Raw genomic sequence first — 13,770 nt, 5'->3', positions numbered from 1 at the left:
CGTTTGTCTCAGTTTTCCTACGCCGCTTTTAGAGATCTCAAACAGTTTCTAAGAAAAAACGGCCTCTTGAATCGAAAGGGTGAACAAAATGAATGATAGTCAAAAGACGGCTTTACAAGCAGATATTTATTTATTGCTATTTCTGGGCCTGTTGACGCTGACGGCCATTCTAATGACCGCGTCGGGGCACTTGCTGTTAAATACGATTTATATGGGTCTAACAGTTGCTTCCATTTTGATCACTTATTTTTGGGGGATTATTCCAGGATTAATTGAAAATGGCCTGTTCATTTTTGCCCAAGGTTTGGTCATGATTTACCTGAATATGACTCAAGGGCCCCATATTCCACTGACACTCACATTTTGGCTGATCGTGCCATTGGGGTTATCGTTTTTCGTCTATCAAATGACCGTTAAACAACAACAACTGCAACGACAAAATCAACAACTTAGATCCAGCTTGATTGAGCAGGGGGCGTTTGATGTTCAAACAAAGCTCAGAACAATGGTTGCGATGGTTCAAGATGCCCGGGTGTTTATCGAAACCAATCGCCGCTTTAAGCTGCCGGTAACTGTCGGCATTATTCGAATTCGTTACTATGACCAATTGAAATCGATGATGAGCGACCAGCAGATCTCAGTGTTGCTGGAACTAACGTCCGATGTGATGACAGCAACTACCCGGGAAAATGATATTACGTATTATCTAAATGAGCAGGTGCCCACTTGGGGAGTCCTATTGTTTGCTGATGAAGCTGGGGCGCAAATTGCCCTCAACAGAATAAGAGATGCCTTTAACCAGAAGTTAAAGGCATCAGCTGAGTTGGGGTCGTTAAATATTTCATTGATTAGTGGAGCCGCCCAGTGGGACGATTCGGAAATGCACGATCCGTATGATTTAATTGATTCAGCGATTAAGGAAACCGAATACGATGTTGGTGAGTCAAACTAGCGGGGATCATCTTTAAATCGGAATAATCGAGGCTTGCCGTAGTAGTAACCTTGGCGCAATGGCAATTCAAGATCGTTGAGCATTTGAGCTTCTTCGCTGGTCTCGGTTCCCTCAACGATCAATCGGGTCTGAGTCTCTTCTGCAATTGATTTCCAATTCGTGAGCTTTTGAGGGATTTCTTTTTCCCGGTGTTCTTGGCGGAAATTTTGCATTGCAAACTTCACCTCATCGGCAACTTTGAGAAGGCCTTCAATTCGTGAATAGGTATTTTCACCGGTATCAACGTCATCAAGGCTGAGCTGAATCCCGTATTGTTGAAGAAGCCTACCATGAGTTTCGAGTTGGTGAGTATCAATTTGGTCTTCACCAACTTCTTCGGTCACTTCGACTACTAGGATAACTGGTAGCATTTGCCGCTGGGCATCAATGAGCGCTTGGGTCATCGTTTCGTCGAGAAATTGGGTTCGATTGACATTAAACGAAAGTGTCCGCACTTTGAGGGATAGTTCAGCCGCGGTCTGCTTTAGAAGGGCAATTTGGATTTCGATAGGGATGGCCGAAAAGCTTTTTGGCAAACGCCAACTTCCATCGGCAGCTTGTTTGCGGATCAGCATTTCGTAACCAATAATCGAATTGGTATAAACGTTGACTTGTGGTTGAATAAAGTATCGATACATTGGTGAGGGCTCCTTAGACAGTTTGTGACAGAGTTTCGCAAACTAAATTTAATAGAGTGGAACAAAAATATCGGATGATTTTGATTAAGTAAAAATGTATCAAGTTTCGAAATACATGTACAAATTTATTATGGGGTATTTGTAAAACAAATGAAAGTATTTTGGAGGGGTTATTAATGAAAATCGTAATTATTGGATGTACGCATGCTGGCACAATGGCTGCCATTAGAATTTTAAAAGATCATCCAGAGGCAGAAGTGGTCATTTATGAGCGTCACCAGAATGTGTCGTTCTTGTCTTGTGGCATTTCGTTGTATCTCAGTGGTGAAGTTAAGCGGCTGGAAGACATGTTTTATTCTTCACCGGAAGATCTGAAAAATTTGGGGGCTATCGTTAAAACACAACATGAAGTTCTCAGAATCGATGCCAAAAAACACCAGCTTCAAGTCGCGGATATTGCGACTGGCAAGTTGAGTGAGGATAGTTACGACAAGCTGATCATGTCAACTGGTTCTTCAGTTGCGTTGCCGCCGATCTTTGGAATTGATGAGTCAAAAGTTCTGCTTTGCAAAGATTATCAGCAGGCCCAAGCCATTTACCAATCTGCCAAACAGAATCGACGAATTGCGGTCGTTGGTGCGGGATACGCTGGGACTGAACTGGCAGAAAGTTATGCCACAACTGAGCATGAAGTACAATTATTCCAAGGGCGAGATCAAATTCTGAATAACTATGTCGGCAAAGAGTTGTCCGATCAACTGGTCAAACTGCTGGTTGATCATGGGATTGACCTTCACCTCGATCATCGAGTAACGGCCTTTCGCTCAAATGAAAAAGGTGAGTTACAAATGGAGACTAATCAGGGGAATTATTCGGCTGATTTGGCCATCGTTGCAACCGGCTTTGTGCCCAATAGTGAGTTGCTGGCCGGTCAAGTGAAGGTGGAACGTCATGGGGCGTTTATCGTGAATGATTACTTGCAGACAAGTGATCCGGATATTTACGCGGCTGGGGATTGCGCAATGGTTCGTTTCAACCCAACCGGCGCACCGGCATACACACCGTTGGCCACTAATGCAATTCGTCAGGGAACCTTAATTGCGCTCAATATTTTTAACCAGCAATACCCTTACATGGGAACTCAGGCAACGTCTGCAATGAAGTTATTTGGCGAATGTGTCGCAACCACGGGATTGACACTGGAAAATGCGCAGCGTCATCATGTGCCTGCTGAACAGGTTGTCTATCAAGGGACTTGGCGGCCAACTTACATGCCATCCACTGACCCATTAACAATTGTGCTGGTTTATAATCCTGAAAATCGGCGGGTTTTAGGGGCTCAGTTATGTAGTAAGCATGATGTTTCCCAGTCAGCCAACGCAGTTTCAGTTCTCATTCAAAACAATAATACGATTGATGATATGGCATTTATTGATATGCTATTTCAGCCAAATTTTGATTTTCCGTTTAATTACCTCAACATGGTTGCTCAGCAAGCCGTTGACAAAGAATGGCAGAAAGGAAACGTGACCCCCAGGCATGCAACCCTGGGAAATCATCAGTAGAGCCCATGAAAATAGTTAAGTTTACGTGGTTAAAAGTTATTTTGATTGTTGGGATGTTCTTGGGAAGTATGCTTGGAGCCAGTGCCTGCAGCCGAAAAACTGCAACAGTGATGCCTAAAACAAGTCCTAAGGTGCTTATTCCGAAAACCCTGGGCGAAAAACAGGCCAATTCTGCCAACCAGCAACGCCTCCAGAAGTTTATTAAGCAGAAATTGTTGACGAAAAATGGATTGTACACCAGTACTGTCAATCAAGGAAGTCAAGCGAGCCTGGCAAGTGGGCACGATATGTTGAGTGAGTCGGTTGGAATGTGGCTTCAATATCTGAATGCTGACAAGCAACCGAGAGAGTTTCGGACATTTTATTCACAGGCAAAAAAAGTCTTTAATCAGGGGCCTCAATTTAGCTATCGTTATAATCCAACAACTCACAAACAATACCCGGTAAACGCCACTCTGGACGATCTCAGGATTATCAAGGCTTTAGTCGTTTATGATGCGATTAATCATACAAATCGATATCAGAAAGAAGCCGCGACCCGATTCAAGGCCCTTGCGAGTCACTGCATCGTCGGGGGTCAGCTGGTTGATTATTACGATGTTAACCAGGATCAAGCTGCTAAGAAGGGGTCGTTGGCGTATTTTGATTTACAAACGCTCCGTTATTTTGAAAATGCAACTGATAAGGGCAAAGATCGCTATCAAAAGCAGTTGAGAGTCGTTCAAAATGGTTATTTGGGAGATGTTTTTCCGCTATATCATGCCAGTTATAACTGGCAGACAAAGCAATATTCTGCTGATAACTTAAATACTTCAGAAGCCCTAGAGGTGTTACTTCACTTAGCAGAAGTGGGTAAATTAAAGTCAGCCAGCAAAAATTGGTTAGTCTTCCAAGTAAATAAGCGGGCGTTGAAAAACGGCTATCGAATTACAGGTGAAGTTGCTAATAACGGCCAATCCGTTGCCAATTATGCCTTAGCGGCAATGATTTTTGCGACTATTGGCGATCGGGTTCACTATCAAACGGCGATGCAGTTGGTTTGGAAAGAACAAATTAGAGACAAACAATCCCCAATTTTTGGTGCGCTCAGCAATCAGCAAGCCCAAATTGCCTACTCATTTAATAATTTGACGGCGCTGAATGCATCGTATCGAGAGTGAGAACATGGAAAAATGAATGATGAGATTGACATATTATTTTAACGCATTGTTAAGAAAATGGCTGTAATATATAAGTCATCTTGAGTGTTTGGATTAATGACGAAATGAAGGGGAGTGACAATCGTGACCATGACTGAGTGGTTGCTTGAAGGCCTGTTCTTAGGTATTTTTTGTGAGCTTGGCGTCATCATGAGTTACCATCTTATTTTATTAACGCCGGTTTTTCATAACTTAAGTCAATATCGAATGGACAAGATTACAAGCCGTTCAGCCATTAATTGGTTTACGGTTGGGTACTTCCTTCTGATTGGGTTCTTTTTTGAACTTTTACAGGTCAATTCGGGCAATCATGTTTTATCAACGAACTTCATCATCCTTATCGTCATTATGTTGATTGGAATCATTGATTATTGGCAGGATTTACTGGTGGTCGGCCTATTGACAGCCATTCGATTGTTGATGGTGGGCATCGGTGACAGCGGATTTCTGCAGTTGGGAATTGGGCTGGCGTTTGTTTTAGGCTTGATGTTAATTCGAGCAGTCCTGACTCAGAAGACAGTTTGGCTCGACTTTGGAATTCAATCGGTGGCAATCCTGATATTTTGGGTGACTTTTTTTGCGCTAGGCGTTGTCAATATTGTCACTGTCTTTCAGCTAGTCGTTCAATATATTTGCTTGTTGGGAACATTTTATCTGGCATTGAAATTAATCTATCAGGACAACGAGCTGATGGTGGTGCTCAGCCGAAATGCGAGTCATGATTATTTGACCGGGTTACTGAATCAACGAATGTATGAAGCCGATTTTCGTCAGCAGTTAGCCGTTGCCAAACAAAAAGCAACACCACTATCGTTAATTGCTTTTGATATTGACTATTTTAAGGATATTAATGACCATCATGGGCATGATGCCGGTAACCAGGTGTTGGTTGAAGTTGCGACAATTATTAAACAGATTTCTCGAAGCTATCAGTCAGGTTCACGCCTTTATCGAGTTGGTGGTGAAGAATTCAATTTGGTATTACCAAATCTTGATCAGAAGAGTGCTGAACGGGTAGCATTGAGATGCTGCCAAATGGTTTCGCATTCCGGAATCCAATATCACGGTGCCAAAATTCCGGTGACCCTGTCTGCAGGAATTTCTGATTTTACCAAAGGTGATACGCAGATCATTGATTTGTATCTCAGGGCCGATCGGAATTTGTATCTGTCGAAACAACGGGGCCGTAACCGGGTCACGGTAAATGGGACCACGATGGTTGCCGACCAATAGGCGATCAAATTGGGACAGCTCATTTGACTGGTTTGCTCAGTCAAAACAAATAGAGGCCAAGGGGAAATTCCCTTGAGCCTCCATTTATTTATATAAAATTCACATCAGTGTCCTGGCACATACCACCAAAATGGCAATCATGATTGCTGCCATGGCCAGTAATTTGAAACCATCATTTCTGGTATAGTATCCGTCTGGAAATTCTTCGCGTTTTTTGCGTAATATTTGTCGATTAATATGTTGATTCATTTAGTTGACCACCTTATTGACTTGATGACTTATGATTTTCACTGTTTCGAAAGACCAACCACTTGGACCAGAAATAATTGATTGCGATCACGATAATGTTTTCCACAATCTTGACCAAAATTTGATTTTGATGCATCAGCGTGATTCCAATCCAGAGCATCAAGAACTCCAAGAACAATGTTGCCAGGCGACCACTGAAAAACGAAACCATTTCCAATAAGTCACCCATTAATGATTTGGAAGGGGAGTGAAAGACGAATGCTTTATTGGTTAAGTAAGAAAAAAGAACACTTAAGATCCAGGCAATCGTCGCGTTAATAATATAGTTCCAACTGGTAAATTGGTGGAGGAACCAAAAGACGGCCACGTTGATAACAGTGGTTGCCACACCCCAAAAAGCGTAGGCAATCAGTTCCTCGTATTTATAATACAGTAATTTGAATTTCTCGATCATGTTAACGTTTCTCCGCGATCACAAATTTTGGTCGGTGCTTGGTCTCTAAGTAAATTTTGCCGATGTAGGTTCCAAGGATTCCCAGACTGAACAGTTGAACCCCACTGAGTAGAAGGATAATTGAGACCATTGATGCCCAACCATTGACTGAACCACCAAAGAACATTGCCCGAATTACAACAAAAATCAGGCCTAGGATTGAGAGAAAACTGATAAAGCCGCCGACAACTGTTGCAAGTTTTAAGGGAACATCTGAAAAGTCCACAATTGCTTCCATCGAATATTCAAAGAGTTGGAATAACGACCAGGATGTTTTGCCGGCTGCTCTGGGAACACCTTCGTATTCTAAGTATTTGGTTTTAAAGCCGACCCAAGAAAAGATCCCCTTGCTGAAACGATTGTACTCAGGCAATTCCAGAACGGCATCGACATATTTGCGACTCATAAGTCGATAGTCACGGACATTCTGCTTCATTTCAACCTTTGACATTTTGTTGATGATTTTGTAGAAGCTAGCGGAAAGAAATGCCCTGATGAAATTCTGCTTTCGACTGGTCTGCACGCAACCAACTACATCATAATCTTGCTTGGGATCTTCTAAGATGTCGACCATCTGCAGCAACAATTCAGGTGGATCTTGAAGGTCAACGTCCATGACAGCCACATAGTCACCGTGGGCGTTTTTGAGCCCTGCCGCAAATGCTGATTCCTTCCCGAAGTTGCGGGAGAATGAAATGTAATGAACTTCGTCTGGATGGGCGGCGTTTAATTTGCGCATGACATCAAGGGTGCCATCTGCTGACCCATCGTTGATGAACAGATAGTCGGGCTTGTACTGTTCGTCGCGGGTTGCGTTTAGCTTGGCAAACACCTTTTCGGTCGTATCATAAAAGAGTTCAACGGTTGGTTCTTCATTAAAACAAGGGACAATTAGACTGATCGTCTTCAAAATAAACCTCCAAAAATATGTCTAGTTTCATGCTAAAAGTGCTGGACTTATTTACAGCCAGCTTTGATTTCGTGTAAGATTGTTGGTAAGCTTAAATTTGCTTGGAGTCAATCCAGCTCCGAAAATGATGAGCAGTGAACGACTTATGTAAAGGTAATTTAAAACGTGATCCACTTTTTTCATCAATACTCAATATTACATCAACAGATTATAACATATGCAAAACTGATAAAAAATAAGCGAATGTTAAGATTTAAACGGATTTGCTATAATAAAAGCCGGATAAGGGGAGTTTAAAAATGAAACCAATCAAGGTTATGACCATCTTTGGGACACGTCCTGAAGCAATCAAAATGGCACCAATTATTTTATTAATGCAACAGCACCAAAACGAATTTCAGCCGATTACCGTTGTTTCAGCCCAACACAGGGAGATGCTGGATCAAGTCATGGCCGTTTTCCACATCAAACCCGATTATGATCTGAATATCATGAAGCAAAACCAAACATTGAGTGACATTACGACTCGGGTCATTACTGCCCTGGATGCAATCATCACCAAGGTTCAACCGGATATCATTTTAGTCCATGGCGATACCACAACGACTTTTGCTGCCAGCATTAGTGCCTTTTACCACAAGATCAAGATTGGTCATGTTGAAGCGGGATTGCGAACATGGAATAAATTGTCGCCATACCCAGAAGAGATGAACCGGCAGCTGACAGATGTTCTGGCAGACTTATATTTTGCACCCACTGAACTTAGTCGGCATAATTTGCTTAAGGAAAATCATCCCGATGATGAGATCTTTGTGACGGGGAATACCGCAATTGATGCTTTGAAGCAAACGGTGACCCCAGATTACAAGCATTCAGTTCTAGATGAACTTCAGTCAAAATCGAAAATGATCCTCTTAACGATGCATCGGCGAGAAAATCAGGGTGAACCCATGCTGCGGACGTTTAAAGCCATCAGAGAAGTCGTACAGACGCACCCAGGCGTTGAAGTTGTCTACCCGGTCCATTTAAGTCCAACCGTTCAAAAAGCCGCTCACGAAGCGTTTGATGGGGTTGACGCCGTTCATTTGATTGCACCACTTGATGTTTTGGACTTCCATAACATGGCTGCCCGTAGTTACTTCATTATGACTGATTCGGGGGGCGTGCAGGAAGAGGCGCCGTCGCTTGGCAAGCCAGTATTAGTGTTGCGGGATACGACGGAACGCCCAGAAGGAATCAAAGCCGGTACTTTGCGGCTCGTTGGAACAGATCCGGACGAAGTCAAAAAGCAAATGATCACGTTGTTGGATGACCCGAAGGAATACCAACGAATGGCAGAGGCCAAGAACCCCTATGGAGACGGTGAAGCGTCTGTAAGAATCTTAGCTGCTATCAAACAGGAATTAAAAACCAAACAGGAATTAAAATCGTAAAAGTGGGTTTGATATGAAATCAATGTATGAAAAAATTAAAAATTTCATCACAGTCCTCATCGGCAGATATTCATCCGGAAACGTTTCGGATTCAGCTGCCGTTTTGGCGTTTTATTCACTTTTATCGATTTTCCCAATCTTTTTTGTGGCCGGCAGTTTGTTAAACCTCTTTCATATTCACATCCAAGAGGTTTCGGTGTATTTAGAGCCGATCTTTCCAGAGCGGGTGTACGCCTTGCTAGAGCCAGTGATTGACTCCACCTTACAAAGTGGGGGTGCCAGTCAATTATCTGTTGGTCTGATTGTGACAATTTGGTCAGCGAGTCGAGCAATTGCAGCATTTCAACGAAGTATCAATAAAACTTACGACGTTGCTGAAAATCAAACGGCGATTGCCAATCGAATCATTTCGTTTATCTGGATGTTGGTGTTGATCTTGGCAGTCATGGTGATGATGCTGCTCTTTGCATTTAGCCAAATGATCTTTAACTGGCTGAATCCAATCATCCATACACCCGGTTGGATCATGCAATTAATTGCAACGGTAAAGTGGCCGATTACGATCGTAGTCGCTTGGTTTCTCTTGAGTCTGCTATTTTATTTCGTACCGACTGCCAAAGTGAAGTTTCGCTATGTTTGGGTAGGGGCGTTGGTGGCAACAATTGGCTTAATGTTATTGGCTCAGGGGTTTACTTATTATTTGAGATTCTTTGCCCGACGGATTGATACCTATAAAACGATTGGAACCTTCATTGTTTTAATGTTCTGGCTGGACTTTTCAGGGGTCATCATGTTGTTTGGCGGTGTTCTAAATGCCACAATTCAGCAAATCTTTCTTGGAGATATTCAGGAACAGCCGGATGCATTTGAACAGGTGATGAAACAAGCTCGGCGGATTGGACGGCGAGGTGGCAAAGGTAATCGACGGCACAAAAAAAGTGGCCGCACAAAAGGTTAGTTTTGCGCAGTCACTTACTGTTAAGCCAAGTAATTGTCGTTAGGCTTGAGCTTTTGCAATCAATTCTTTGGCAAAGGCATCCAGCTTGTTGATGTCGTCTTCGTCAGGCTCCAAGTTGATTTTGACATTCTCAGATCCCTTGGTGGCACCGGCTTGCTTGAAAGCTTCATCAAATTTATCAACTGAGGTGTTGTAGTATTCTTCGTAGAAGGTATCACCCGAACCGGCCACCCCATAGATTTTACCTTTTAAATCTAAGTCGGATAGGTCGTCGTAAAAGTCCATGCCTTCTTCTGGTAGGGCACCTTCATCATAGGTATAGGGACAGACAACACAAATATCAACATTTTCAAATACTGATGGATCCGTTTGTGAAATTTCAGTTTCTTTAACGTCAACGCCATTATTTTCAAAATATTCAGTCACAATGTCAGCGATGTCTTCGTTGTTTCCGGTAATTGTCGCATAAACTACATGAGCAGTAATCATAGCAGGTCATCCTTTGTTTTAATTTAACCTTAGTATATCAAATTGAAATGGCAAAGTGAATTTAACATCTAAAGGCAGGGATTCCGATGGTCGAAAAAATTACCAAAATTGAGGCTCAAAAACGTAAGGGCCGCTTTAATATATACATTGATGGTAAGTACGCGCTGCCAATGAGTGAGGAAGTTTTAATCAAATTTCGTGTGTTCAAAGGCATGGAAGTCGATAAAGATCTCATTGAGAAATTTAAGCACGCAGATGATCTGTCAAAATTACATAGCAAGGCGCTGAATTATCTGGCCCATAATCTACGGACGGAATACGAAGTCCGAACAAAGCTGGCCGAAATTTCCGAGGATCCGGATGCTATTGACCGCGTGATTGATCAGCTGATTGACCAACGGTTGGTGAACGATGCCAAGTATGCAGAAAGCTACGTGCGGACCGTTGTGAGAGAAGAAAAGAACGGTCCGGACTGGATTCGCCGGCACCTAAAGGAAAAACGGGTTGCCAGTGACGCGATTGAAGCGGCAATTGACCATGAATTTCCGGAAGATGAGGTGCTTCGAATCGGCGTTGAAGTGGCTAAAAAGCAACTAAAAGTTCATCACCAAGACGCTGCCAAAATGGCGATCAACAAAACGAAAAATTTATTAATCAGGCGGGGATTCCCGTATGGTGATCTTGATCAGATTATGGATCAGCTAGATACTGATACATTAACTGGTGATGATTCTGAATTAATCGATCGATTCGCGGAAAAGTATTGGCAGAAATACGCGAAATTGGGTGATTACGAACAAAGCCAGAAAACCAAACAAGCCCTGTTTCGAAAGGGGTTTACCATGGATGATATTACGATTGCTTTGGAGAAGTTGGCTCGAAGTTAATTTCATTCGGAAAATACCCCCTATTCTGATATAATCATAATTGGATTGGTAACAATCGATGCGAATAGCTTAATCAGAAAGTGGGTAGCACAAATGCCACGGATGCAAAGACTACCAAAAGAAGGGGACTTCATTGCGATTCAAAGCTATAAGCATGATGGAAGCTTGCATCGTATTTGGCGAGATACGATGGTATTAAAAACTGGTGAAAATTCATTGATTGGTTGTAATAATCATACCTTGGTTACTGAAGACGATGGGCGTCATTGGGTGACCAGGGAACCGGCATTGGTGTATTTTCACAAACATTATTGGTTCAATGTTGTGGCGATGATTCGCGATGATGGCATCGCGTATTATTGTAACTTGGCTTCTCCTTATGTTTTGGATAAGGAAGCACTCAAATATATTGACTACGATTTGGACGTGAAAGTTTTCCCAGACGGTAGACGCAAGTTGTTGGATGCGGATGAATATTTGGAGTTCAGTAAGCGCTGGAATTATGGTCCAGAAATTGATCATATTCTAAAGCGCAACGTCCGGATTTTAGTTGACTGGATCGATAATGAAAAAGGGCCTTTTTCAAAGGAGTTCGTTGCCATTTGGTACGAGCGCTATTTGGAACTGTCTCGTCAATATAAATGAAGATGACCTCAAGATGTAGATGATCACTGGTTGGCAATGGCTGACTGGTGGTCATTTTTGGTGGGGTAAACCAGATCCGTGCCGATTTTTGTAACCGAGGTCGACCGTTATTCGACTAAGTGGAGACCGGCCTTTGGATCATAGTCTATTGGTAAGGCCTGATATCTGGATTTCTACCGCTTGTCCAAGCACTCTATGGTACAATGGTTTCACACACAAAAATGAGTGAGGAGTCGATAATTTGCTTGAACGACTTAAAAATTCTTCCTTGATGTTTTGGTCAGCCGAAATTTTGATCGTCGTGGCCATCATTTGGGTTTGCACCAAAATCAGCTTTTTCTTCTCCCCGATTGGGGTTTTCTTCTCGACAATTTTTATTCCACTGTTATTGGCAGGCATTCTTTTTTATATGCTGAATCCAATTGTTAATTTGATTACCAAAGTAAGGCTGGGCAAGCATCGGATTTCTCGGACTTGGGCAACTACTTTAGTTTTTCTACTGTTGCTTGGCGTCATTGCTTTGATTGCGACAGTCTTTATTCCAAAAATCGTGGATCAGCTGGTCACATTGGCAAATCAGATTCCTGGGGCGGTGAATGACGGTCAGCACTTGCTTGAAAAAACTTTTAAGCAGATGAATTCTCAGACTTATCTCAAACAGATCGATTTTACCCAAATTACTGACAAATTTTCCAAGAATATCAGTGGTTATGTGAACACCATTTTTAATGGGTTGACGACGGGGATTGGTGGCATTATTTCCGCTGCTGCTAATGTAGTGATCATTGCCGTTACTGTGCCCGTTGTGCTGTTTTACATGTTAAAAGACGGCTATCGACTGGCACCGACGCTTAAAAAGCTGTTTCCAGAAAAGCATCAGGATCAAACAATGGCACTTTTATATGAGATGAGCCACACGATTTCCAAGTACATTTCGGGCCAAATGATTGAGTGTTTGTTTGTTGGGACCTTCACGGCAATCGGGTATCTGATCATTGGTACCCCATATGCCTTGTTATTAGGGGTAGTTGCCGGAATTTGCAATATTATTCCTTATTTGGGACCCTACATTGGAATTGCGCCAGCATTGATTGTCTCTTTCTCACATGGCGGTTTCTGGGGCGTTATTTACAACATCATCGTGGTTTTGATTGTCCAACAAATTGATGGTAACTTGGTTTATCCAAACGTTATCGGTAAGTCGTTGGAGATTCATCCACTCACAATTATTATTATTTTGTTAGCCGCTGGAAATATTGCCGGCTTAATGGGAATGATTTTGGCAATTCCCCTTTATGCCGTCGTTAAAGTGGTTGTCGTCCATCTGTGGAACATTTATCAGTTGGATTGACCCGTCAAAAGGATTAATAATATTTAATAAATATTGACGTTGACGTGGTTTATGCTACTATTTAAGATGTGTTTATTTTCAGTTTGACTAATATTAGAGTAATGATTAAGTAGGAGATTTTATGAAAAAAGTAATTACGTATGGAACGTTTGATTTGCTTCACAAGGGTCACGTTCGTTTATTAAAACGCGCTAAGGCACTTGGTGACCACCTCACCGTTTGTTTGTCATCAGATGAATTCAACGCTGAAAAAGGTAAGAAAGCATACACGTCATACGAAGATCGAAAATACATCCTGGAAGCAATCAAGTATGTTGATGAAGTGATTCCTGAAACCAACTGGGATCAAAAGATTCACGACGTTCAAGATCGTGACATTGACATTTTTGTTATGGGTGACGACTGGAAAGGGAAGTTTGACTTCCTAAAGGATTACTGTGAAGTTGTTTATTTGCCAAGAACAGAAGGCATCTCAACCACAAAGATCAAAGAAGACTTAGGCCTTACGGATACCAAAGACTGGCAAGCTTAATTTAAATGACTTATGACGAGGCTGTTAACAAAACGAAGTGTTTTGTACCAGCCCCATTTTATTATGAGGGTAATTAGGACAGCTGCTCCAGGCAGCAGCCTGCACGTAAGCACCTTTGGCAAAAATCCCAAAATCAGGGATTTCTGTCAAAGGAGACTTACGCTCCGGTTGCAAACTGCCTGGATCCGCTCACTTTA

At 42.3% G+C, this 13,770-nt stretch carries 15 protein-coding genes; 10 read left to right on the top strand and 5 right to left on the bottom strand.

Translation table 11 applies throughout. The features are described 5' to 3' along the window. Positions 1-88 precede the first annotated feature (88 nt). Positions 89-952, top strand: coding sequence for a hypothetical protein (locus FD12_RS05895; RefSeq protein WP_054748578.1), 864 nt, complete (start codon positions 89-91; stop codon positions 950-952). On the opposite strand, the gene FD12_RS05890 is transcribed toward FD12_RS05895, so the two are convergent. Further along, on the bottom strand, positions 949-1,629 hold the full coding sequence (locus tag FD12_RS05890; protein WP_054748575.1) for an EAL domain-containing protein: 681 nt from the start codon (positions 1,627-1,629) through the stop codon (positions 949-951). The genes FD12_RS05895 and FD12_RS05890 overlap by 4 nt on opposite strands. A gap of 176 nt (positions 1,630-1,805) precedes the next feature. Between FD12_RS05890 and FD12_RS05885 the strand changes: the two genes are divergently transcribed. The 3 genes from FD12_RS05885 (at position 1,806) to FD12_RS05875 (ending at position 5,626) form a co-directional block, all read left to right on the top strand. Beyond that, positions 1,806-3,194, top strand: a complete 1,389-nt coding sequence (locus FD12_RS05885; protein ID WP_056982168.1) for an FAD-dependent oxidoreductase — start codon at positions 1,806-1,808, stop codon at positions 3,192-3,194. A gap of 5 nt (positions 3,195-3,199) precedes the next feature. After that, entirely contained in the window at positions 3,200-4,354 is a 1,155-nt protein-coding gene (locus FD12_RS05880) for a hypothetical protein (RefSeq protein WP_054748573.1), read from the top strand. Between the two features lie 129 nt (positions 4,355-4,483). Next, positions 4,484-5,626: a GGDEF domain-containing protein gene (locus tag FD12_RS05875; RefSeq protein ID WP_225427351.1), complete on the top strand. Its 1,143-nt coding sequence runs from the start codon at positions 4,484-4,486 to the stop codon at positions 5,624-5,626. A gap of 99 nt (positions 5,627-5,725) precedes the next feature. Here the strand turns inward: FD12_RS05875 and FD12_RS14035 are convergent, their stop codons facing one another. Genes FD12_RS14035 through FD12_RS05865 form a run of 3 tightly spaced genes read right to left on the bottom strand, consistent with a single transcriptional unit; the run spans position 5,726 to position 7,278 of the window. Next, positions 5,726-5,875 (bottom strand): hypothetical protein, encoded by a 150-nt coding sequence (locus FD12_RS14035; protein WP_164480509.1) that lies wholly within the window; start codon positions 5,873-5,875, stop codon positions 5,726-5,728. A gap of 13 nt (positions 5,876-5,888) precedes the next feature. After that, positions 5,889-6,329 (bottom strand): GtrA family protein, encoded by a 441-nt coding sequence (locus FD12_RS05870; RefSeq protein WP_054748568.1) that lies wholly within the window; start codon positions 6,327-6,329, stop codon positions 5,889-5,891. 1 nt (position 6,330) lies between these two features. Then, a complete protein-coding gene (locus FD12_RS05865) occupies positions 6,331-7,278 on the bottom strand; it encodes a glycosyltransferase family 2 protein (RefSeq protein ID WP_054748565.1) in 948 nt (315 codons plus the stop codon). Positions 7,279-7,577: 299 nt separating this feature from the next. Between FD12_RS05865 and wecB the strand changes: the two genes are divergently transcribed. Together wecB and FD12_RS05855 are read left to right on the top strand one after the other, a co-directional pair. Then, positions 7,578-8,711, top strand: a complete 1,134-nt coding sequence (gene wecB, locus FD12_RS05860; protein ID WP_054748563.1) for a non-hydrolyzing UDP-N-acetylglucosamine 2-epimerase — start codon at positions 7,578-7,580, stop codon at positions 8,709-8,711. 13 nt (positions 8,712-8,724) lie between these two features. Next, complete coding sequence (locus FD12_RS05855) at positions 8,725-9,669, top strand: YihY/virulence factor BrkB family protein (protein ID WP_056982164.1); 945 nt, start codon at positions 8,725-8,727, stop codon at positions 9,667-9,669. 39 nt (positions 9,670-9,708) lie between these two features. Here FD12_RS05855 and FD12_RS05850 read toward each other — a convergent pair whose 3' ends face one another. Continuing rightward, positions 9,709-10,158, bottom strand: coding sequence for a flavodoxin (locus tag FD12_RS05850; protein WP_054748559.1), 450 nt, complete (start codon positions 10,156-10,158; stop codon positions 9,709-9,711). A gap of 86 nt (positions 10,159-10,244) precedes the next feature. Between FD12_RS05850 and FD12_RS05845 the strand changes: the two genes are divergently transcribed. The 4 genes from FD12_RS05845 (at position 10,245) to tagD (ending at position 13,573) form a co-directional block, all read left to right on the top strand. Then, positions 10,245-11,045 (top strand): RecX family transcriptional regulator, encoded by an 801-nt coding sequence (locus FD12_RS05845; protein WP_056982163.1) that lies wholly within the window; start codon positions 10,245-10,247, stop codon positions 11,043-11,045. A 93-nt stretch (positions 11,046-11,138) separates the two neighbouring features. Continuing rightward, complete coding sequence (gene ntdP / locus FD12_RS05840) at positions 11,139-11,690, top strand: nucleoside tri-diphosphate phosphatase (RefSeq protein ID WP_054748555.1); 552 nt, start codon at positions 11,139-11,141, stop codon at positions 11,688-11,690. 241 nt (positions 11,691-11,931) lie between these two features. After that, entirely contained in the window at positions 11,932-13,041 is a 1,110-nt protein-coding gene (locus FD12_RS05835; RefSeq protein ID WP_371862804.1) for an AI-2E family transporter, read from the top strand. 121 nt (positions 13,042-13,162) lie between these two features. After that, a complete protein-coding gene (gene tagD, locus FD12_RS05830) occupies positions 13,163-13,573 on the top strand; it encodes a glycerol-3-phosphate cytidylyltransferase (protein ID WP_008856956.1) in 411 nt (136 codons plus the stop codon). The last annotated feature ends 197 nt before the right edge of the window (positions 13,574-13,770 follow it).

This window comes from Lentilactobacillus rapi DSM 19907 = JCM 15042, assembly GCF_001436255.1.
Classification (GTDB): domain Bacteria; phylum Bacillota; class Bacilli; order Lactobacillales; family Lactobacillaceae; genus Lentilactobacillus; species Lentilactobacillus rapi.
This window is presented reverse-complemented; position numbering and strand designations above follow the sequence as displayed.

Coding starts and splice junctions, on each gene's coding strand:
- FD12_RS05850 (WP_054748559.1), bottom strand. CDS start 10,158: ATGATTACTGCTCATGTAGTTTATGCGACAATTACCGGAAACAACGAA.
- FD12_RS05890 (WP_054748575.1), bottom strand. CDS start 1,629: ATGTATCGATACTTTATTCAACCACAAGTCAACGTTTATACCAATTCG.
- FD12_RS05885 (WP_056982168.1), top strand. CDS start 1,806: ATGAAAATCGTAATTATTGGATGTACGCATGCTGGCACAATGGCTGCC.
- FD12_RS05880 (WP_054748573.1), top strand. CDS start 3,200: ATGAAAATAGTTAAGTTTACGTGGTTAAAAGTTATTTTGATTGTTGGG.
- wecB (WP_054748563.1), top strand. CDS start 7,578: ATGAAACCAATCAAGGTTATGACCATCTTTGGGACACGTCCTGAAGCA.
- FD12_RS05855 (WP_056982164.1), top strand. CDS start 8,725: ATGAAATCAATGTATGAAAAAATTAAAAATTTCATCACAGTCCTCATC.
- FD12_RS05875 (WP_225427351.1), top strand. CDS start 4,484: ATGACTGAGTGGTTGCTTGAAGGCCTGTTCTTAGGTATTTTTTGTGAG.
- FD12_RS05870 (WP_054748568.1), bottom strand. CDS start 6,329: ATGATCGAGAAATTCAAATTACTGTATTATAAATACGAGGAACTGATT.
- FD12_RS05845 (WP_056982163.1), top strand. CDS start 10,245: ATGGTCGAAAAAATTACCAAAATTGAGGCTCAAAAACGTAAGGGCCGC.
- FD12_RS14035 (WP_164480509.1), bottom strand. CDS start 5,875: ATGAATCAACATATTAATCGACAAATATTACGCAAAAAACGCGAAGAA.
- tagD (WP_008856956.1), top strand. CDS start 13,163: ATGAAAAAAGTAATTACGTATGGAACGTTTGATTTGCTTCACAAGGGT.
- FD12_RS05895 (WP_054748578.1), top strand. CDS start 89: ATGAATGATAGTCAAAAGACGGCTTTACAAGCAGATATTTATTTATTG.
- ntdP (WP_054748555.1), top strand. CDS start 11,139: ATGCCACGGATGCAAAGACTACCAAAAGAAGGGGACTTCATTGCGATT.